The sequence below is a fragment of the Pseudanabaenaceae cyanobacterium SKYG29 genome, from assembly GCA_025055675.1.
Classification (GTDB): Bacteria; Cyanobacteriota; Cyanobacteriia; order Pseudanabaenales; family Pseudanabaenaceae; genus M5B4.
Genome location: JANWWT010000001.1, coordinates 792,819 through 813,497, shown reverse-complemented (window position 1 = coordinate 813,497; position 20,679 = coordinate 792,819). Strand labels below are relative to the sequence as shown.

Here is a 20,679-nt window from a genome sequence, read left to right as displayed (position 1 = left end):
CCTAGTAAATGTAAGACCGATCGGGACAAAACTCTTTAGCTATTCTATGCTTCAATGCTTCCAATATAAGTGCATTTTGGTTAAAGGCACAAGCAAATGCTGCTCGATCAGATGTGAACAATTGATACAGACCAAATGTAGGGGGTAGACTCAGCTTCCTCATTAACTGCCAGTAACGATCGTTGTTTTTCCTACCTATGGGCACGAGAAAAGCTAGTAGTTTGCATGTCTTGATAAAGTTACCTAAATCTTTCTGCGGATGTCCTTCAATATAGAGATTATGGACTACAGTTAATTCACAGGCTGGGAGGTCTTCACTGTCACTACTAGTGTAGAGATTGATTCGCTGTCGTTTTTCTAGCCATGCCTCAACCTTGATACAGCCAATTAAGTATCCTTCAGGAAATTCATATTTTGTAAATCCACGCTTTTCTGCTTGGCTTAAAAACTCCGATCGGTCAATTTTTCTCCCTTTAATATGGGGTATTAAACGCAACAAATCATAGGTATAAAACTGGTGCCGATCCCACACCCCTACCTGCAAGTCGCTGCTACCACGAAAGCGCAGTAACTCTTGTTGAATTAGATTGCCTACCTTCTCCTGACCTATGGCATACCATTGTTTACGATAGCAATCGCTGTCTTCGCCATAGATGGATTTAACAGTTTCCAAGAAAGTATCAATGACAGGACGGATAACCGATCGGTCTTCTGAGAGAGTGAGTAGTTGTTCTACTAAACCTTCCATTTGTAGCCCTCCCCAGCGCCGACGATAGTCGCCGTAATCTTGTCTGTCTTCTAAGACATCTGCCATCTTTTCCTGAAATTCATCCCGTTTGTAGGATGCTCCTTCGGTAAATTGTTCCCTTAATCTCGCTTCTATCCAGGGTGTGGAAGGGGGAATGAGAGCAATTCCTTGATAGTGACTGAAGCCCGCATGACGACCAAGACGACCAAGGCGCTGAATGAAAGTGGACAGGTCAGCCATCTCAAAGATAAGTAAATGAATAGCAAAGTCTACCCCCACATCCACGGCGGAAGTGGCTAGCACTAAAACTGGTTTGTCACTTTCCAATAAAATTCTACGATTTGTGGCCCTCTGCTGCGTGTCTGTTTGCCCTGTTACGTTAATGATTTCTATGCCTGTCATATGCAGTTTATTAGCTAGTCTTCTAACTGCTGCTACAGAATTTAAGATGACTAGTCCTCTGCCCCGTTTCTCTGTTTGTAAATAGATAGCAATTCTCTCTTGATTTGACTGTATCCATTCCTCAGCATTTTGTTCTGTAGTTAGAGAAATAAACTCTAAATTGATGCCCTGACTAATCTGGCGATAACCTGAACAAGGTACATCTGTGTAGTGGCCCTCCACCCTCTTCAGCTTCAACCCCGTTTTTATTAGAAGATTTAGCCAGGTCTCTTTAGGAGTAGCGGTTGTGAAGAGGAACTGCCGTGGTCGATCGGGATTGTCATATAAAGCTCGCAGTAACAAGATACTGTTGAGGAGAGCAGTTTCCTGGTGGGCAGCAAAGATATGAAACTCATCTACTACCCATAGGTCGGGGAAACGAGACAGGCTAGCTATTAGTTTTTGTCCACTGTAGGCAGGATTTCTGTAAAAGACATGGGTAATGTAATGGAAAATGTCAGGATTAGTTAGCAAAATCGGCTTGTTTTGTATAGCAGTTAGCAACTCCACAAACTTTGAACCACCAGCACTCCGCCTAGCTAACTCTGCGCCATAAAGATGTTCTACTCTCTTTACGGTTTCCTCAGGTCTAAATCCAAACAATTGATGATAATCTTCCTGCTGTCGAGCTTGGTCAGCAGCTAACTCGATCGTGGGATAAAGTCCCATAATGCGAAATTGTCGGTCTAGCAAAGCGGGTAGATAAGCAGCTAAAGACTTACCATCTCCTGTCCGCGCAACATTGATAATAACGTTGTATTCTTTACTGAGAATAGCAGCACAGGTCTCTGCTTGATGACGAGAGAGGGGGCAGGGAAACATGCCCAAGTTAGTCGCTCTCTCTTTGACTAGACACCGATCGTTACACCCCAGGGGACAAGGAGCATAATTTAGTTGGGAGTAGAGGGGCTTCAGATGAATTTCCATGTCGTAACTACCATTGCTGTATTTAGCCTACTACTGTAATTTTGGTGATGGTTATCAAAAAATGATGCTATGAGTGTGACAAGGGAGTTTAATTTACGGGTTCTGCAGTTGCTATGTCAGCGTCCCTACAGGCGACAGGAACTGGCAGAGGTTTTAGAAAGGGAGTTTCCCGAGACGAGGGATATTCAGCAGCGGATTGACCGCAGCATCAAAAGGTGGCGTGACCTGGGGTGTGACATTGAGAGTGGGAAAAATTTGCCCTATACCTTGCGTAAGAGTGGGTTGCCCCTGCTCCTGTCAGAAGAACAGAAACAAGCGATCGCTTTAGCCAGTCAGCTGCTGGAAAGTTTGGGTTTTGCGGCAGAGGGTGCCCATCTACGGGAAATTCTAATTACCAGTGCTGAGTCAGTAGCAATCCCGTTTTTCGCTAGCAACTTCAATCCCCCCACCACCTACAGTGACAGCTCTTTGCGCCAGAAAATAGCTACTCTACGCGATCGGTTAGCTGCCAAAAGAAGGTTTGTCATCCGTTATCGCAATTCTAAAGGGGAAGAACATAATTGGGATATAGATTTAGCCCAGTTGCACTTGCATGACGGTATTCTTTTCCTGTTTGCCCATGTGCCTACGCCCCCCATAATCTACGATCACAACGACCCCACAGCCCGCAATTTTTCTTTCCGTATCGATCGGATTCAAGACATCGGGGCTAGTTCTATCACTCCCTGGTACCGAAGAGAGTTTCCCACCTTAACAGTGCAGTATCTTTTGTATGGTGACCTGAGAAGTTATCAATCCCGCCGCCCCCAGGAAGAAATACTGCAAAGGACTGATGAGTATGTCATAGTGAAGAGTAGAGAGGTCAGCTCTTTTTGGTTTCAACAGCGTGTCTTCCGTTACCTACCCAATTGCCAAATTCTCTCCCCTCAATGGTTACAGGATAAAGTCAATCGTATTTTGAGAGAAGCACTAGTTATGCCTTCGTTCCCACAGGCTCAACCACAGGAACTGGGGTAAAACTAACATGCGCCGCCACCGCCAAGGTTCCTGTAATAGACGATAGAGCCATTCCAGATGCATTCTTCCCAACCACTTGGGTGCACGCTTTTTTACTCCCGCCCAAATGTCAAAACTGCCCCCCACACCAATCCACACTGCCTGGGGACATACCGATCGGTGCTCACTAATCCAAATCTCCTGCTTGGGTACCCCTAGGGCAACCAAAATTAGGTCAGGCTGAGTTTGTTCCAGGGTTGCAATAATCTGCTTTTCTTCAATTGCATCAAAGTACCCATGATGCCAACCCACTATCTGTAGTTGGGGGAGTTGCTGTTGCCAGTATGCTACGGTGCGGGAAATGACCTCTGGTTTGGCTCCCAGAAAGAAGACTTTTAAGCCTTTTTCCCCAGCAAACTCTAGTAACTTAGCGGCAAGGTCGATGCCAGGACAACGATCGAGGCGGTAATTGCGCCAGCAGGCATAGAGGACAACCCCTGCTCCATCGGGTATTACCAGTTCTGCCTGCCGAATAATCTGGGCAAGTTGACAGTTGTGCTGAGCCAGCATCACCATTTCGGCGTTGAGGGTGACAATGTGACCGCTGGGCAGTTTTTGTGCCAGTGCCAGATAGTCAGACGCAAGGGTTAGAGGTAACCCTAAAATTTCTAGGCTGCTAACGCTGTCCATGAATACCTACCCCAACTTAAACTAAAATACTCAAAGACACGGACGAATTGCCTATGAATTTTTTATCCTCTGTTGCGGCGCTTAAGACTTCTACTATTGTGCCGGAGTTAATTGTTATCCTCACTTTGGTGGTGGTGCTCATTGTCGACCTTGTTTCTGGTAAGTCAAACCGATCGTTGCCGACTCTCACTAACTTGGGTTTGATGGCTGCTGTGGCGGCAATTGTGTGGCAATGGCTACACCCCCAAACTAATACCCTGGCGTTTTTGGGAACCTTTGATAGCGATCGGTTAAGTTTGGTATTTCGGGGTATTATAGCTCTTTCTGCCCTCATTACAACCCTCATTTCGGAGCGGTATTTATTGCAGTCGGGGGTAGTCTTAGGGGAATATCTAGTCATTTTACTGACCGCTACTTTAGGGGGAATGTTTCTAGCAGGGGCAAATGAAATGGTGACAATTTTTGTCTCTCTGGAAACCCTCAGTATTGCTTCCTACTTGCTGTCTGGCTATACCAAGCGCGACCCCCGCTCCAATGAAGCCGCACTCAAATATCTGCTCATTGGTGCTTCCAGTTCTGCCATCTTTTTGTATGGTATGTCTTTGCTCTACGGTCTGTCCGCAGGGGAGACAAATCTCTTGCGCATTGCTGCTGCTATCCGTCGGCCAGAGCTAGCGGTGGTGTTGGCGATGGTGTTGATTGTGGCGGGAATTGCTTTTAAGCTCTCGGCGGTGCCTTTCCACCAGTGGACTCCCGATGTCTATGAGGGGTCGCCTACCCCAGTGGTGGCATTTCTCTCCGTGGGGTCGAAGGCAGCGGGTTTTGCCTTGGCAGTCCGCTTTTTGGTGACGGTCTTCCACACGATCGAGCCCGAGTGGCACTATGTCTTTGTCATCTTGACCATCCTCAGCATGGTGTTGGGGAATGTGGTGGCGATCGCCCAGACCAGTATGAAACGGATGCTTGCTTACTCTTCCATTGGGCAGGCGGGTTTCATTATGCTTGCTATGCTCGTGGATACGGAGGCGGGCTATGCCAGCATGATCTTCTATCTGTTGGTCTATCTGTTTATGAATATGGGGGCGTTTGCCTGTGTCATTCTCTTTGCTTTGCGCACGGGAACGGACCAAATTAGTGCCTATAGCGGCTTGTACCAGAAAGACCCCCTGCTCACTCTCTGTTTGAGTATCTGCCTTTTGTCTTTGGGTGGTATTCCCCCCTTGGCGGGCTTCTTCGGCAAGTTGTACATCTTCTGGGCAGGCTGGCAAGCAGGTGCCTATGGTCTGGTTATCCTGGGCTTGGTGATGAGCGTGGTCTCCATTTACTACTACATCCGGGTGGTCAAACAAATGGTGGTGAAAGAACCCCAGGAGATGTCGGAGGCGGTCATGGGCTACCCCCAAATCAGTTGGGCAGAACCTGGGATGCGCCCTCTCCAGGTAGCGATGGTTTCGACGTTGATCATCACTTCTATTGCAGGCATTGCTGCCAATCCTTTGTTTGGTATTGTTAACGATGCAGTTACAGGCTCACGCTTCCTACAAGCTAGTGTTGCCACACCTGTGATTGTCCAATCTCTGCCCTAGACTTTGCTAATTCTGTTGGCTGCTCTCTTGGACTATTGTCTGGGTGACCCGATCGGTTGGCTCCATCCTGTGCAAGTCATCGGTTGGGTCATTTCCCTTGGTACAGCATTGACGATCGATAAAACTTCTCAACCGCGGTTTTCCCCTCGGTGGATGCGTGTTTGGGGTATAGTTTTGGCATTGGTGGTGATACTTGGCAGTGGCATAATTGGGGGGGTAATCTGTGAAGGATTGGCAAAGATTGATAGTTATTGGGGAGATGTAGGGGCGGTAATTTTGCTCGCCAGTTGTTTGGCAGGCAGAAGCTTAAGGCGGGCTGCAGAGGAGGTACTCCAGGTTTTAACAGATTTACCAGAGGCTAGAAGAAGACTGAGTAATTACGTGGGCAGAGATACAGAACATTTAGACGAAAAAGAGATATTGCGGGCAGTGATGGAAACCGTGACGGAAAACGGCGTAGATGGTGTAACCGCCCCTTTGTTCTATGCTCTGCTTGGCTCTTTTCTCTTTCCACCCTACGGGGGAGTGATATTTGCTCTTAGTTACAAAGCTAGTAGTACCTTGGATTCCATGATTGGTTACAAAACCCCACCTTTCACAGATTTGGGTTGGTTTAGTGCTAAAACGGAAGACTGCTTGACCTGGTTACCCTGTCGTTTAACTGTTTTCACTCTGGCGCTTTTGTCTTGTCGTCCTCTCTATGTCTGGCGTATTTGTCAACGGGATGCTGTCCATGACCCCAGCCCCAACTCTGGTTGGAGTGAATGTGTCTACGCCGCTATTTTGGGTGTGCAACTGGGGGGAGAAAATCGTTATAAAGGTCTGATTAAACGTAAACCCCTCCTAGGGGATAACCTACAGCCAATTACGCCCACTACAATCTCCGATGCCCTCTCCTTGACCCGTTGGTGTTGCCTGACTTGGCTATTATTGTGGAGTCTACTTTTGCTCCTGCAAGGCTTGTAAACGCTCCTGTAAAACCTTGACCTGATACTGATATTCTGCCAGCTCTGCTCTGTCTTGCTCTACTTTCTCAGGGGGGGCTTTCTGTAAGTAGGATGCATTTTGCAGACGACTGGTAATACTGGCAATCAATGGTTCTAACTTCTGTAACGATCGTTCCAGCTTCGCCCGCACCTGTGCCAAATCTACGACACCCGATAGCGGCAAGATCACCTGTACTGTTTCTACTACTCCTGTCATTGTCTGTCCTAAATCCATTGGTACGGTCTCCAGTATCGCCAGATTCTCCCCCTTAGCTAGGAGTTCAATGCCGCTTTGATTCTGCTTTAGTATCTCTCTTTCGCGCTCCTGCTCTGATACCAGATAAAACTTGACCTTCTGCCCTGGTTTAACCTCTGCCTCTGCCCGCAAATTCCGCATAACCCGTATGACATCGAAAGCCAACTGATATTCTGCCTCTATTTGTTCATCAATCATCCCTAGGTCAGGCTGAGGATAAGGTTGCAAAGCTAGAAATTCATCTTCACCCTTCTGCCACAAACCATGCCATATCTCTTCCGTAATATGGGGCATGAAAGGATGCAGTAGATGTAAAATGCCGTCTAGGACTTGTACCAAGACCGATCGGGCTGTCTCCTTGCTAACACCATCTACCCCTGTCAGACGGGGTTTGACCAACTCAATGTAGTAATCACAGTAATCCCCCCAGATGAACTCGTAGAGGGCACGGGCAGCCTCACCAAAAAGAAAATCATTAAACAACTGGTTGACCTGCTTGACTGTCTGCTGATAACGGGAGAGAATCCACCGATCGTCCCTTTCTAGGTTAGCAGGGTCATAATCAACCCTAGGTGCCTCTGGTAAATTCAGTAAGACAAAGCGGGCAGCATTCCACAGCTTGTTAGCAAAGTTGCGCGCAGCTTCTACACTGCTACTCTCCTGGGTTTTGCGGTTGTAGTCCATGCGAATATCCTGCCCCGCCCCAATCACCTCTTTAATCAGCATGAACCGCAGGGCATCGGTGCCATACTTGTTGATTAGCACGAGGGGATCAATGCCATTGTTTTTCGACTTGGACATCTTTTGGTTGTTTTCATCCCGCACCAAGCCATGAATGTAAACCGTGTGAAAGGGCATCTTACCTGTCAGATAACCCGATAGCATTGTCATCCGTGCTACCCAAAAGAAAATAATGTCAAAACCCGTCACCAAGACTGAGGTGGGGTAGAAGGTCTGGAAATCGATCGTTGCCTCGGGCCACCCCAGAGTAGAAAAACACCATAAACCAGAAGAAAACCAAGTATCTAAGACATCGGGGTCTTGTTGCAGTTGGATGTCTTCACCGTACAGAGCCTTTGCCTTTGCCTCTGCTTCCTGCCCATTCCTGGCCACAACAAAGGGTGTATCTTTTTCAATAACTCCATTCGTCTTACTGATAATGTACCAAGCAGGAATCTGATGTCCCCACCACAACTGCCGTGAAATACACCAGTCTTTCAGCTTCACTAACCAATCACGATAAACTTTCCCCCAGCGTTCAGGAATAAAACGTGGTGAGTGCAACCGATCGAAATGGTCGAGGGCAATCTCTGCCAACGGTGTAATTTTGACAAACCACTGGGCAGACAAAAATGGCTCTATAGGTACTTTTCCCCTTTCTGAGTAGGGCACCGTATGGACATAGTCTTCTATCTTTTCTAGCAAGCCCAGGGCTGTCAGTTTCTCTACTATGTGCTTACGGGCAACAAAGCGGTCTTGCCCAGCAAATTCCCCCCCCTGCTCATTGATTGAGCCATCTTTGTTTAAGACATTGATCATCGGTAAATGATGACGCTTACCAATCTCAAAGTCATTGTGGTCATGGGCCGGCGTTATCTTCACACAGCCACTACCAAAAGAACGATCGACATATTCATCGGCAATAATGGGAATCTCACGATTGACTAAGGGTAGTAAAACCGATCGTCCGATTAAATGCTTGTATCTCTCATCTTCTGGGTGCACTGCCACTGCTGTATCGCCTAACATTGTCTCTGGGCGGGTTGTCGCCACCACCAAATATTCCTCTGTTCCCACCACGGGATAGCGCAAATGCCAGAGATTTCCCTTAACTTCTTGGTTTTCTACTTCCAAATCCGACACTGCTGACTGGGAAGAGGGACACCAATTTACTAGGTATTCGCCACGATAGATTAAGCCGTCTTCATACAAACGCACAAAAGCTTCTACTACTGCCCGCGATAATCCCTCGTCCATCGTAAATCTTTCCCGCGACCAGTCCACTGATACCCCCAACTGCCGCAGCTGTTTAACGATCGTGCCCCCTGATTCTGCCTTCCATTGCCAAGCTCGCTCTAGAAACTTCTCTCTCCCTAGTTCTTCTTTGTTAATCTTTTCCGCTTGCAGTTGTTTTTCTAACAAAGTCTGCACAGCGATACTAGCATGGTCTGTCCCTGGCAACCACAGAGTATTAAACCCCATCATGCGTTTCCAGCGTACCAGAGCATCAATGATCGTCTCTTCAAAAGCGTGTCCCATGTGCAAACTACCCGTCACGTTGGGCGGTGGAATCATCACCGTAAACGTCTGCCGCTGGGAGGGGGCTTCTGCTTGGAATATGCCCTTGGCTTCCCATAACTGTTGCCATTTTGCTTCGGTAGTAAAGGGGTTATACTGCTTGGCTAAAAGGGGGAGGGACATGGGCAACTCAAGAAAACGGTTTCTGTATTGTGCCACATGGGCAACTAGCCAGGCAAGACAGGCAGATAGACGGCAATGATTTCCCCGCTGGGTAGGGTTTTGAGGGTGAATTTACCCCCCAGTGCCTGAAAGAGTGCCTTGGTCACCACCAAACTCAAACTCACGACTCCTGTCTCTGGTTGCCAAGCTAGCCACCGCCCGATCGGTTGTAAGCCAGTACTACTGTGGGAGGATGTGACAATCTCCAATTTGAGGTAACTACCCGCTAGATGCAGTTGAACAGCAATTTTACTCTCTGGGGGTAAAAGACGGAGCAAACGATCGATCAAACCGTTCAACAATTGTTGCAATAGTTCCCGATTGGTGAGCACAGGGGGCAGAGCGGTAGGAGTGGGGATGTATTCCAGGGTAAGGTTGCGCCGATCGGTCTGCCATTGCCATTGCGGTAATTCCTGGCGTAGGAGTTCTTCTAGTTGTAAAGGTTCTTGCAGGACGGGTTGGGCGTGATCAACAATCTGAAAGATGAGATTAAGCCGATCGATTTGTGCCTTTGTTTCCCGATCGATTTGTTCTAGCCGTTGACGCACGAGATTAGTCACATCTGACCGTTTTAACAGAGAACTGACCAAAGTCCGAATTGTCGTTAGGGGAGTGCGCACTTCGTGGATCATACTCTGCAGAATATCAATATCTTCTAGTTCTGGTAAAACCACCTCTAGGGGATGACAGAGGGACAAAAAAGTTGCCATCATGTTCGCCATGACCGAGTATTCTGGCAGTTGGAAAGTAAAAGACTGGATGCGTTGTTGTAACCTAGCTGTGTGAGGGTTTTTGCACAGTGTATTTGTCACTAGCTGGATGCTCTCTGGTTGAAACGAAAAAAGGGCTTGTCCACCCCGACTAACTAAGCACAATTGCCATTTGTCTGTCAGAACTACTGCCCACCGTTCTGTAGAATCCTCTGGGCTAAAGGGGACAAACTCAAAGGTCTGGGGTTGTGCCGAGGCTAGCCGCACAGGACCAAACACCCACCGTTCTAACTGCTGCTGGTCAGCTAGAAATAAGGACTGATTACTGAGCAGAATGCCCGCTTTTAATTCCTGCCGTAACGCTGTTGCCCACTTCTGCCAAAATTCTCCACTCTGTTGCGGCTGACAGATATTTACCCCCCTTTGCCCCTGCAGTATCTGCCAAAACAATCACCCCTCCCTTTGCCCTGCGGTTGCCTCCGCCACACCCGATCGTACTAACACAGGGTTTTGCAACCGCCCTATACCTTCTATCTCTACCGCTACTTGGTCACCTGGGGCAATTCTGCCCACGCCTGCGGGGGTGCCTGTTAAAATCACATCCCCTGGATAGAGAGTCATCACACTACTAATGAAGGACACTAGGACATCAGGGGGAAAGAGCATTTCGTCGATCGTAGCACTCTGCACTGGTACAGAGTCATTGTTGAGGATCGTCTGCAGGTGGGCAGCGGGACTTATATCCCGCACAATCCAGGGACCTAAGGGGCAAAATGTATCAAAACTCTTGGCCCGCGTCCACTGTCCGTCTTTTCTTTGTAAGTCCCTAGCAGTGACATCATTGGCGATCGTGTAACCCCAAACATAATTCAGGGCATGGTCGGGGCTGACGTGGCGGCAGGTTTGCCCTATCACTAGCGCTAGTTCTCCCTCGTACTCCACTCGACTGGATTGAGTAGGTAGAATGATAGGTTGCTGGCTACCAATGAGAGCGCTGGTGGCTTTGAGAAAAATGAGGGGTTCCTTGGGCGGCTCCGTACCAAGTTCGAGAGCATGGGCACGGTAGTTTTTCCCCACTCCAACAATCTTCTGGGGTTCACAGGGGGGCAAGAGGGTGTAGGTTTCTGGCGGCAGAATTTTGCCCGTTGCCTCACCCCCCAACCAGGGAGCAGCAGAAAGTAAATGGACGGATAAATTGACTTCCAACAAGCCATAATATATCCCCCCCTCCCCCTGGACACGCACATAGCGCTCAGCCATAGCCACCTTCTTTTACTGCATCTTTTGCTTGATGAAGTTTACCAACTGCTGCAACTGTTTGTGCTGAACAACTAATTGCTGCTCTAAAGTCCTGATCTTTTCCTCTAAATTGGCATACTTGGCAAGCTCTGCTTCTAGTTTTGCTACCCGATCGAGCAGATTTTGGTCTACGGCTGGGGCAGCAGGAACAGCGGGGGGAGAAGTGGTCAGTCCCATACCAGTCACGGGTGGACGGCGTTGCGCCAGGGTCATCGCTTTTTTGATGGCTAGGAGCAGCTCCCGCTGTTCAAAGGGCTTTTCGATGAAGACTAAATATTTGTCCTCAAAGGGTTCGGGAATTTTGCTGGTGACTTCCTCTTTGCGCCCCGACATCAAAATTATGGGAATGCGGCTGAGTTCAGGATTTTGCTGAATATGTTCATACACCTCATAGCCACTCATCTTGGGGAGGAGAAAGTCTAGCATAATCATCCAGGGCTTCTCTTTGTGTGCCATCTCCAGACCCTGAACCCCATCTTTTGCTTCTACCACCTCAAAATTTTCCGGCGGCAGCATATCCCTAACCATGTTGCGAATAACTCGGCTGTCATCAATGACCAGAATTTTGTGCGCTGTCACTGGCTTTTCCCCTGAATATGCCCATGATGTACTTTATCGCAAAATTAGCTTTTTTCAAAGGCACCCCCTAGCTCTGCCTACAATGCTACAATAAACGATGCTGAAATTTTGGAAAGTATTGTGGCTACGCTGCAACAACAAAAGATTAGAATCCGCCTACGGGCGTTTGATCATCGCCTCCTAGATGCTTCTTGCGAAAAAATTGTGGAAACGGCTAATCGGACTAATGCTACTGCCATCGGTCCCATTCCCTTGCCCACTAGACGGCGGATTTACTGCGTTCTGCGCTCCCCCCACGTGGACAAGGACTCCCGCGAACATTTTGAAACCCGTACCCATAGCCGCATTATTGACATTTACCAGCCCTCGGCAAAAACGATCGATGCTCTAATGAAGCTCGACCTAGCGGCGGGAGTAGATATTGAAGTCAAACTATAATGCGCTTTCCCCCCGCCACAGACACAAAAATTGCCCAAATAGAACAGTTCTGGCAGGATTACCGATCGGGGCTACCCATACCCCAAGTGATCGCCTCTGCCTCTGACAGCCTAGGAGAAGTAGCAGTGGATGTGGTGATCTGCGGAGGGACACTAGGGCTATTGGTGGGGACAGCGTTGCAACAACGGGGTTTTTCTACTCTGATCTTGGAACGGGGTAGGCTGCAGGGGCGGGAACAGGAGTGGAATATCTCCCGCGCGGAACTCCACAATCTTCTGGAAGTAGAGCTATTAACCCCAGAGGAGCTGGCAAAAACGATCGTAACGGCATATAGCCCAGGGCGGGTGGGATTTTATGGTGGGGGGGAGTACTGGGTCAAGGATGTTTTGGATTTAGGGGTCAGTCCCCGTATCCTACTTGATCTGCTCAAGCACAAATTCTTGGCACTGGGGGGACAAATCAGGGAAAATTCCCCATTTACTAGGGCGGTAGTACATCCTGACGGGGTATTGGTAGAAGCGGGGGGAAGTTACAGCGCGCGATTACTGCTGGACTGCATGGGCTACTTTTCCCCCATCGGTCGCCAAACTCGTTACCATCTCTACGGACAGGACCGTCCTGACGCTATCTGCTGGGTGGTGGGGGGCTGTGCTACGGGCATAAACCCTTGCAGTTGGGGGGATGTGCTCTATACATTTACACCGATCGAGGACTACTACCAATATTTCTGGGAAGCCTTCCCTGCCTTCGATGGACGGACTACCTATCTATTTACCTACGGTGACCTCCATAGGGAGCGGGGGGGGATGAAGGAGTTGTGGTCTGCCTATTGCCGCCTGTTGCCTCAGTACCAGGACACTGACCCTCGGGAGATCAAATTCCACCGTGTATTGGGGGGATTTTTCCCTGCCTATCGTACTAATCCACTTGCACCTGCCTGGGACAGGGTTCTTTCCCTGGGAGATAGCGGGGGGTATCAATCCCCTCTCAGTTTTAGCGGTTTTGGGGCAATGGTGCGTCACCTACCCCGCCTGGTGCAAGCACTAACAGAAGCGATCGGGGGGAATTACCTCTCCCGCCCAGATTTGGGCTATGTGCAACCCTACCAGCCTAATATCGCTGTCACCTGGCTCTTCCAAACAGTAATGCGGGTGGAAATGGGGGAAAAGAGGGAGCCAAATGGTGTGAATCGCATTTTGGATTTGGTCTTTCGGCAGATGTCCCAGTTAGACCCCCAGGTGATGCGTACCTTCTTGCAGGATGTAGTGCAGTTCCCCGCTTTGACCCAGACGCTGGTGCGAATGTTGTGGGCAGACCCTGGCTTAATTGCCCAAGTTGTCGCCCAAGTGGGGGTAGGGGCAGTACTAGATTGGTTTAGGCACTACCTGGGATTAGGTTTGTACGAAGTTTTGCAAAATTTACCCCCTGGTCAGGACTTCCGCGCTAAGCGACGATGGGAAGGATGGAGTTTTGGCTCAGGCCACGATCGAGTGCTTAGTCAGCTTGATTGAGCTAGGATTATACTAAAGCTAAAGTTTTATAAAGTGGCAGATGAATTCACCCCGATCGTTCGATGTAGTATTGGGGGGGGAGCAGGCAGGGAGTTATGCAGCTGTCCTAGGGGGATGGTTAGGAATTAAGCAGCGGTGGGAAGTGGGGACGCCCCAGGAACGGGCGGCGCTCCTAGCTGAGGCTTTACGATTTGGGGCAGAGGGACTAGCTCTAGTACAGCAGGCAACGACGGATAGTTCTCCTCTGGTGCGGCGGCGGGCACTGCAGTTACTGTGGACAGCAGAACAAAGAGATGGCTACTGGTTAATGGACAACCTAGGGACACTGCGGGGGCATACAAAGGCGGTCAGTGGGGTGATACTTAATCGGCAAGGCAGTGCCATCATCAGTTGTGGTTACGATCGCACTATCCGCCTCTGGGACAGGGCAACCCAACAAATGGTAAACAAGCTAAAAGACCATAGTGACCTAGTCACAGGCATTGCTCTCAGTCCCGACCAAGAAACTCTAGTTAGTTCCAGCCGCGATCGCACTGTTAAAATTTGGCATCTACCCACAGGAGAACTAAGGCAGACCCTCACAGGGCACTACGGTTATGTCAATTCCGTGGCAATTAGCCCCGACGGAGAAACGATCGTTACAGGCAGCCAGGATTCCACGATTAAACTTTGGCATCTGCCAACGGGAGCAGAAATCCGTACAATCAAAGCCCATACTAACTTGGTGAATGCGGTGGCCCTCAGTCCCGACGGCAAAACGATCGTCAGTTGCAGTTGGAACACCATGATCCGCGTCTGGGACAGAGAGAGTGGCAGACTGCGGTGGGAGCTGGTAGGACATAGTGCCAGGGTATGGGCATTTGCTGTCAGTCACTGCGGCAGATTTTTGTTCAGTGGCAGCCGCGATCGCACCATCAGAATCTGGGATATTGTCGAGGGCAAATACTGTCGAGAATTGGAGGGACACAAGGGGGAAGTGCGGGCAATCATTGTTACCCCTGACGATCGGTATTTAATCAGCGCCAGTTTTCGAGAAATTAAAATTTGGGACTTGACCACAAACCAGGACATTCACACCTTGCGTGGTCATCTCAACGTTATCAATACCCTTGCCTTCCTACCTGATCAGATGCTCTTAGTCAGTGGCGGCGATGACTACACCCTTCAACTCTGGGGCATTCCTGGAAATCGGTGATTTCTGACATCCTGGCTAAACTGGGTTACTGCCTCAGTGATGATTTGCCGCAGATCCGTGTACTTCGGGGCAAAGGGGGGTGGTTCTGCCGATAGACCCAACAAATCGTGGGTGACTAAAATTTGCCCGTCGCAGTGGGGACCAGCACCAATCCCGATCGTGGGCACTGTCACTGTTTCCGTAATTTTTTGCGCCAACTCACTGGGAATATGTTCCAGGATCAGGGCAAACACTCCCGCTTTCTCTAGGGCGAGGGCTTCTTGATAAATTCTGTCTGCTACCTCTGGTGCAGCTCCCTGTTGCCGATAGCCCATCACATACACTGACTGGGGCGTTAAGCCTACGTGACCCATGACGGGAATCCCCGATCGGACCAACTTTGCCACTGTTGCCACCATTTCCGGGTAGCCTCCCTCCAATTTCACCCCTTGGGCTGGGGTTTCTTTGAGAACACGACCCGCTGACCTAAGAGCCTGACTGGGACTAACCTGGTAGGTCATAAACGGCAAATCCACAACTAACAACGCTTGCTCTACCCCCCGTCCCACCGCCTTGGCGTGATGAATAATTTCGTCCAGGGTGACAGGTAAAGTATTCCTGTAGCCAAGGGCTACCATCCCTAGGGAATCCCCTACCAAAATTACATCTATCCCCGCCCGATCGATAATTTGGGCTGTGGCGTATTCCCAGGCAGTAAGAGCAACGATCGGTTGTTTCTGTTTTTTACGGGCAGAAAGCTGGGCAATGGAGAGAGGCATCCCCAATTAACCTAGAAAAGCACATACTATTCTAGTCTGTTATCAAAACACTCTCCAATAGGAAAAATTCTTTCGTTAAGGCGCATAAGCTGCCCAGTCTAGGGAATTATTAGCAAGCAAATTCCAGAATAAAGTCTTAGCATCTATTTTATACCCTTTTCTTTTAAGCGCCAACTATTATGCAAAAACTCTATTACCTATTCTTGCAAGAAGCGTGGATAGGTGAACTCTGGAAAAGATTTTTGGGGAAAGTTTTGGAGTAATTCTCTAACTTTTGCTTCCATTTTTGGATCGCTAAAACGATAATGGACAGAAGCTAAAAACTCAGGCTGTGCCATAGTCTGTAGTTGTGAACGTAATTCTGTTGCAGTAGGTGCAATTTGTAAAGCAGCACAAATAAAAGGCACATTAAATAAGTTGTTGGGATCAGCTTGCACATACTGGGACACAATCTTCACAAAATTAGTAGGGCTAGGTAACCGATCGCGTCGGTAAATGATAATAGTTTCGTCAAAGGAGTTCTTAGCACTGTAAATTTGCGTCAGACCGTCCATAAATTCAGGTTTGTGCTGTGCTAATGCCTCTTGGGTAAAAAAGTTATAGATTTGAGCTTTAGGGTCCTTAAAAGCGCCGTAGGGATGTTCAGGTACAGTCAGCACATAATCACTACTAAAGAAAGCTTTAGGAATGCCGCCATCGATTCCCGCAACCCCCAGATTGGCAGGGGCACTTCTAAACCAGATGCCAACACTTGGTACAGAAGAGTTAGGATAGACACTATTCTGTAGGTGATAAAAAGAGCTAAACAAAGCATCATTATATCGCCAAGAATTATGGGGGACAAAGACAGTAGCATTCCTATTCTTATCCCTGTGGTTTTCCAAAAAGGCAATAAACCGATCTACGCCAATTTGTTCATAGGTATCAATTGGTCTTGGACTACCAAAATTGGTATAGAATGCTTGCTGAGCCAAGTTAAAGAAAAGCTTCCTAGTAAAAGCAAATACAGAATGGGGTTGTGACCAAGAGATCATAAACCCCGTGTGTAGTAAAACCAGAGCTAGTACAATAGAAGCAAACAATCTCCTTTTGGAGAAGAGTAATTTATCGAGACAAATAGTACCAAGTAGAATAAACAGAGGAAAGAGAAAGAAAACAGTACGTATATCTTTACTCCGGACGAAAAAAGAGATATAGACTAGACAAACTAGAAATGTCAGTGCTAGTTGGGAGTAGCCGTCACCAGACAAGATGCTAATATTATTGTCCTTTTTTGCTATAGCCTGCCACAGTTTGATAATTGTAGTTATTACAGACCCGATCGTAACTCCTAGTAGTAAAACCACAACTGGAATAGTAAAGTTTTTCCCCAGTACGTTGATAAACCACAGCCAAGTATTGTAAATACCTTGTTGTCCTTGCCAATAGCCTAAGACTTCATTATTATATTGCAAATCAGCAATTAGTTTAGGTAACTTCTTGGGAAAGATGAACTGGAGCACTGTCAAGAAACTTAGTAAAGCAGAACCACAGCTAGCTAACACCTTTAAGACAAAATCTAACTCTGAGAACTTACGCCAGGCATAGACAAAACTAGAAATATAGAAAGTGCCTGTAGATATAACCAGATAGAAAATAAAGATTGGCTTGATTTGGAAACCAAAAGCAGCTACGACTCCTAAAAAAAAGCCGCCCACAACCGAAAATTCAGAGCTGACGGTAAAAACCAGCACCGCTGTATATAAAAATACCCAGGCAGCAGTAGGAATATCGCCCCATAAATCAGCTGACAGTTCCAAAAATTGTGGTGTAGTCCACACGATCGAGGCTATGGCAATTCCTGTTAGCCAACTGTGTTGTAAAAGCTTTGTCAGCCAAAGAGTGCTGGCTAGAAAAATTCCTTGATAAATTAGAGCATTAGTAATAATTAGAATGATTGAATTGAGGGGGAGTGCTAGTAAGCGTAGGATAACTACACTGAACAGTGAAAATACAGGTCGTACGGCATTCTGTAGACTTTCTTGAGAAAAATTACGGTAAAATTGTGCCGCATCTTGATAATAACTAAACTGGTCCCACAAAAGTACAGGCGTACCTTCACCAATCTGCTTAACACAAAGATAGATAAACGAAATGAAAGCCTGGAATGCAAATAAGCCTATGACTAGCCCTGTAGTAATTTTAATAAACCAGTCTTTATTCCCCGCTGTCATTCCTAGGAACTCTGTCTCGCTGTATCAGTCTGAGCGAAGGAGTACAATTTATGTCCCGTAAAACTGAGAATCGCCACACAAGCGGCACTGACCAACCGAGTAACTATGTGTTTAGCATCCCAACCCAAATTATCTACTAGGATACCAATGACACCGTAGTTAGCTAAGAGACTGTTCATAGCTACCGTAGCAAAAACAATATATTGGACAAACCAATTTTGCCAATAAATCCCAAATACATACCGCCGACTTAACCAGAAGTTGGTCGTCAACCCGAAGATAAAGCTAATTGCTAAAGCCAGCTTGTAGGGTACAGTAATATCCACCAAAGTTTTGTAAACTGTCGCATCAACGATCGTGGCAAATCCCCCTACCAATAGATACTTATAGAACTGCTGCCATAGAGTGCCTTCTTTTTTATTAGGGACTGTTTTAGCTACAGAAGTAGGTTGATCCAATTTTGCTTCCTCAGCATAGTCACTATCAGAATTGACAGCCCACAGGTCATGTTTGCCAGGCGTATCGACATTCTCAGCTGCTAAAATTCCCATTAACAAACTATGGTCTTGATTATTATACTTAAACGCACCATAGCGCCCTACTACTTGTAAATTACTGAAACTACTCAGGTAGTCTTGAATAGTAGCCAATGCCTCTTTGTAATTACCTGTGTAAATGGGATAGGTACGGGGTAGACGCACAACAAATCCTGAGATTACCGTTTGATCTGTTAACAGTTTAATAAACCGCAATTCCCTTTCTGCCCTTTGCAACAAAGCATCCTCTGGCTCTGACCACAGTGGCTCATCAAAGTTACACCAATATTCACAACAGAGGGGGGTTTGCCCCTGATTTGGTAACATATAGGGTGACCAATTGGCAAAGTTAGTAACTCTCCCTAAACCTACACTAGGGTCATTAATATATAGCCAGTTGTCAGGAAAAATATCAGTGCCATCAATTAGTAAATAGACCAAAATGGTATTACGAAAGCGCAAAGAACGAGCGGCAGCTAATACTTCTGGGGGAGGAGTAGGCTCCAACTGTTGCACTAAAACAGATAAAGGAATAGAGGAAATAACACCACTGCAATTCTCATGATATACCTCCCCTGTAATTCTGTCCTGCCAAATAACATGGGTAACTCGTTGATCTCGATGATAGATTTTGACTACTTCCGCATTCAGCTTTACCTTTTGATGGCATTCCCCTAAGTAGGTAGCTATCTTGTCATAGAGTTGCCCTGAACCCAGCTTGGGAAACTGAAATTGTTCTACCAGAGATTTGACCTTCCCGTCGTTTCCCAGTAGGGCACTGCGAATTGCTCTCCCCAAAGACAGACCTTTGATTCTCTGCGCTGCCCACTCAGCACTAATTTCTGTACATTTGATCCCCCACAGCTTTTCTGTGTAACCTTCAAAAAAGATTTGAAATAGTTTCTTGCCAAACTTACTTATTACCCACTCGGCAAAGTTACGGGGTCTCTTATTGGCAAATAACTGTGCCTGGGCATAGGAAATAACAATCTGTAAACTCTGCCATATGCCGATCGTTTTGAGTACTTCCCAGGGTTTAAGGGGATAACTAAAGTATTTTTTCTGATAATAGATGCGGGTCAGACGATTAACAGTCACTTGGTCTGAGCCTAATACCTCGTTCCATAGAGCAAGCACCGGCGCAAGTTTTGTGAAGAAGCGGTGGGGTCCATAGTCCAGAATAAATCCCTTATAGTTAATGCTTTTTGCCAGCCCCCCCACGGCATTCTCCCTCTCTAATACACAGACTTTGTGTTTTTGCTTGGTGAGGGTATAAGCTGCCGCCAGACCTGCCGGACCGGCTCCTAAAACGTAAATGGGATAATTCATTATGTTCCCTAAGTTTGGACTAAAATTGGTCACTATTTTAATACTTTAGTGCAGGGGGACAAGGCTAATCCAGGCAACCTGATTTACAAGTTCCTACATTAAGTACAGTAATGAAGTAAATCTCCCTCCCTAAACCCTAGAGGGTGACTTATGTTAGCCTCACGTAAAACTGATCTGGCTTAGAGTAGATTTGCTGTATGGAGAACATTGGCTCAGGAGAATGTGCTGATATTTACATCAACCTTTAGAAACCTAAGCTACTATAAAGTTTTTTTGCTTATTTTGAACTAGACCTTACTACTTTTTCTATTTAGTCCAGAAATAATGAGAGAGGAATGGTCTATATCCTGACTTCGGGGGGCGGTTTAGCCCCCCTTTGGTATTGCAGAAACAGTTACAAAAATCTATCCATGACCTAAAGTATATAGAGCAAGCCAAACAGGATAATCCAGATGACATCAACAAAGTGCCAATAAATAGAAGCACCAATGATGCCAAAGTGTTTGTCCCGAAAAGCATCGCGGCGGAAAGAGTTGAGCAACACGCCCAGGATAATTAACAAACCAATACAGACGTGGAAGCCGTGGAACCCTGTCAGGACATAGAAGGCACTGCCAAATAAGTTAGTGGAGAGGGTAAACTCTAGGTGACGATATTCATATACTTGTCCTGCTAGGAATATGACTCCCATGACAAAGGTGGTGAATAGCCACCCCCGCACTGCCCCCAGCTTGTAGTGCTTAATCGCTTCATCTGCCTGGTGAATCACAAAACTACTAGATACCAGGATCGCTGTGTTGATAGCAGGTATCAAAATTTCTACCTCTGTATCAGCGGGAGGCCAAACTTCATAACCCGATCGGTACAACAAATAGGCACTGAACAAACCCATGAAAATCATGCCCTCTGATACCAGAAATAGCAGTAAGCCAAACACTCGCAAATCAGGATGGTCGTGGTGGTGGTCAACTGCCTGTGCTGCTAAGTCATGGCTAATAGATTCAGGCGCAATACCTTGCAT

At 47.2% G+C, this 20,679-nt stretch carries 16 protein-coding genes; 6 read left to right on the top strand and 10 right to left on the bottom strand.

What is annotated here, in order from left to right; genetic code table 11:
* Nucleotide 1 precedes the first annotated feature (1 nt).
* Nucleotides 2-2,116: a type I-D CRISPR-associated helicase Cas3' gene (cas3, locus tag NZM01_03935; GenBank protein ID MCS6959177.1), complete on the bottom strand. Its 2,115-nt coding sequence runs from the start codon at nt 2,114-2,116 to the stop codon at nt 2-4.
* A gap of 69 nt (nt 2,117-2,185) precedes the next feature.
* Here cas3 and NZM01_03930 point away from each other — a divergent pair, with 69 nt between their 5' ends.
* Nucleotides 2,186-3,133, top strand: a complete 948-nt coding sequence (locus NZM01_03930) for a WYL domain-containing transcriptional regulator (protein ID MCS6959176.1) — start codon at nt 2,186-2,188, stop codon at nt 3,131-3,133.
* Here NZM01_03930 and NZM01_03925 read toward each other — a convergent pair.
* The gene (locus NZM01_03925) at nt 3,086-3,802 is read right to left on the bottom strand and encodes a WecB/TagA/CpsF family glycosyltransferase (GenBank protein ID MCS6959175.1); all 717 of its coding nucleotides are present in this window, start codon (nt 3,800-3,802) and stop codon (nt 3,086-3,088) included. The genes NZM01_03930 and NZM01_03925 overlap by 48 nt on opposite strands.
* Nucleotides 3,803-3,855: 53 nt before the next feature.
* Here NZM01_03925 and NZM01_03920 point away from each other — a divergent pair, with 53 nt between their 5' ends.
* Nucleotides 3,856-5,388 (top strand): NAD(P)H-quinone oxidoreductase subunit N, encoded by a 1,533-nt coding sequence (locus NZM01_03920; GenBank protein MCS6959174.1) that lies wholly within the window; start codon nt 3,856-3,858, stop codon nt 5,386-5,388.
* 3 nt (nt 5,389-5,391) lie between these two features.
* Complete coding sequence (gene cbiB, locus NZM01_03915; GenBank protein MCS6959173.1) at nt 5,392-6,354, top strand: adenosylcobinamide-phosphate synthase CbiB; 963 nt, start codon at nt 5,392-5,394, stop codon at nt 6,352-6,354.
* On the opposite strand, the gene NZM01_03910 is transcribed toward cbiB, so the two are convergent.
* Genes NZM01_03910 through NZM01_03895 form a run of 4 tightly spaced genes read right to left on the bottom strand, consistent with a single transcriptional unit; the run spans nt 6,328 to nt 11,678 of the window.
* Complete coding sequence (locus tag NZM01_03910) at nt 6,328-9,051, bottom strand: valine--tRNA ligase (GenBank protein MCS6959172.1); 2,724 nt, start codon at nt 9,049-9,051, stop codon at nt 6,328-6,330. The genes cbiB and NZM01_03910 overlap by 27 nt on opposite strands.
* A gap of 44 nt (nt 9,052-9,095) precedes the next feature.
* Complete coding sequence (locus NZM01_03905; protein ID MCS6959171.1) at nt 9,096-10,250, bottom strand: hypothetical protein; 1,155 nt, start codon at nt 10,248-10,250, stop codon at nt 9,096-9,098.
* Nucleotides 10,251-11,060: a fumarylacetoacetate hydrolase family protein gene (locus NZM01_03900; GenBank protein ID MCS6959170.1), complete on the bottom strand. Its 810-nt coding sequence runs from the start codon at nt 11,058-11,060 to the stop codon at nt 10,251-10,253.
* Between the two features lie 12 nt (nt 11,061-11,072).
* Entirely contained in the window at nt 11,073-11,678 is a 606-nt protein-coding gene (locus tag NZM01_03895; protein ID MCS6959169.1) for a response regulator, read from the bottom strand.
* Between the two features lie 129 nt (nt 11,679-11,807).
* On the opposite strand from NZM01_03895, the gene rpsJ reads away from it, so the two are divergent.
* From rpsJ to NZM01_03880, 3 genes are read left to right on the top strand one after another with little or no spacing between them, the layout of a single operon-like run.
* The gene (rpsJ, locus tag NZM01_03890) at nt 11,808-12,116 is read left to right on the top strand and encodes a 30S ribosomal protein S10 (protein MCS6959168.1); all 309 of its coding nucleotides are present in this window, start codon (nt 11,808-11,810) and stop codon (nt 12,114-12,116) included.
* Nucleotides 12,116-13,627, top strand: a complete 1,512-nt coding sequence (locus NZM01_03885) for an FAD-binding oxidoreductase (GenBank protein MCS6959167.1) — start codon at nt 12,116-12,118, stop codon at nt 13,625-13,627. The genes rpsJ and NZM01_03885 overlap by 1 nt, the downstream gene beginning before the upstream one ends.
* A gap of 40 nt (nt 13,628-13,667) precedes the next feature.
* Complete coding sequence (locus tag NZM01_03880; GenBank protein MCS6959166.1) at nt 13,668-14,822, top strand: WD40 repeat domain-containing protein; 1,155 nt, start codon at nt 13,668-13,670, stop codon at nt 14,820-14,822.
* Here NZM01_03880 and panB read toward each other — a convergent pair.
* From panB to NZM01_03860, 4 genes are all read right to left on the bottom strand, one after another.
* On the bottom strand, nt 14,792-15,580 hold the full coding sequence (gene panB / locus NZM01_03875) for a 3-methyl-2-oxobutanoate hydroxymethyltransferase (protein MCS6959165.1): 789 nt from the start codon (nt 15,578-15,580) through the stop codon (nt 14,792-14,794). The genes NZM01_03880 and panB overlap by 31 nt on opposite strands.
* A gap of 197 nt (nt 15,581-15,777) precedes the next feature.
* Complete coding sequence (locus NZM01_03870; GenBank protein ID MCS6959164.1) at nt 15,778-17,793, bottom strand: hypothetical protein; 2,016 nt, start codon at nt 17,791-17,793, stop codon at nt 15,778-15,780.
* A gap of 2 nt (nt 17,794-17,795) precedes the next feature.
* On the bottom strand, nt 17,796-19,691 hold the full coding sequence (locus tag NZM01_03865; protein MCS6959163.1) for an FAD-dependent oxidoreductase: 1,896 nt from the start codon (nt 19,689-19,691) through the stop codon (nt 17,796-17,798).
* A gap of 382 nt (nt 19,692-20,073) precedes the next feature.
* On the bottom strand, nt 20,074-20,679 hold the full coding sequence (locus NZM01_03860) for a heme-copper oxidase subunit III (protein MCS6959162.1): 606 nt from the start codon (nt 20,677-20,679) through the stop codon (nt 20,074-20,076).

Bases quoted from the DNA above. Each gene is read 5' to 3' on its own strand.
- NZM01_03870 (MCS6959164.1), bottom strand. From the start codon at position 17,793: ATGACAGCGGGGAATAAAGACTGGTTTATTAAAATTACTACAGGGCTA.
- NZM01_03930 (MCS6959176.1), top strand. From the start codon at position 2,186: ATGAGTGTGACAAGGGAGTTTAATTTACGGGTTCTGCAGTTGCTATGT.
- NZM01_03860 (MCS6959162.1), bottom strand. From the start codon at position 20,679: ATGCAAGGTATTGCGCCTGAATCTATTAGCCATGACTTAGCAGCACAG.
- panB (MCS6959165.1), bottom strand. From the start codon at position 15,580: ATGCCTCTCTCCATTGCCCAGCTTTCTGCCCGTAAAAAACAGAAACAA.
- NZM01_03925 (MCS6959175.1), bottom strand. From the start codon at position 3,802: ATGGACAGCGTTAGCAGCCTAGAAATTTTAGGGTTACCTCTAACCCTT.
- NZM01_03910 (MCS6959172.1), bottom strand. From the start codon at position 9,051: ATGTCCCTCCCCCTTTTAGCCAAGCAGTATAACCCCTTTACTACCGAA.
- NZM01_03880 (MCS6959166.1), top strand. From the start codon at position 13,668: ATGAATTCACCCCGATCGTTCGATGTAGTATTGGGGGGGGAGCAGGCA.
- NZM01_03900 (MCS6959170.1), bottom strand. From the start codon at position 11,060: ATGGCTGAGCGCTATGTGCGTGTCCAGGGGGAGGGGGGGATATATTAT.
- NZM01_03920 (MCS6959174.1), top strand. From the start codon at position 3,856: ATGAATTTTTTATCCTCTGTTGCGGCGCTTAAGACTTCTACTATTGTG.
- NZM01_03885 (MCS6959167.1), top strand. From the start codon at position 12,116: ATGCGCTTTCCCCCCGCCACAGACACAAAAATTGCCCAAATAGAACAG.
- cas3 (MCS6959177.1), bottom strand. From the start codon at position 2,116: ATGGAAATTCATCTGAAGCCCCTCTACTCCCAACTAAATTATGCTCCT.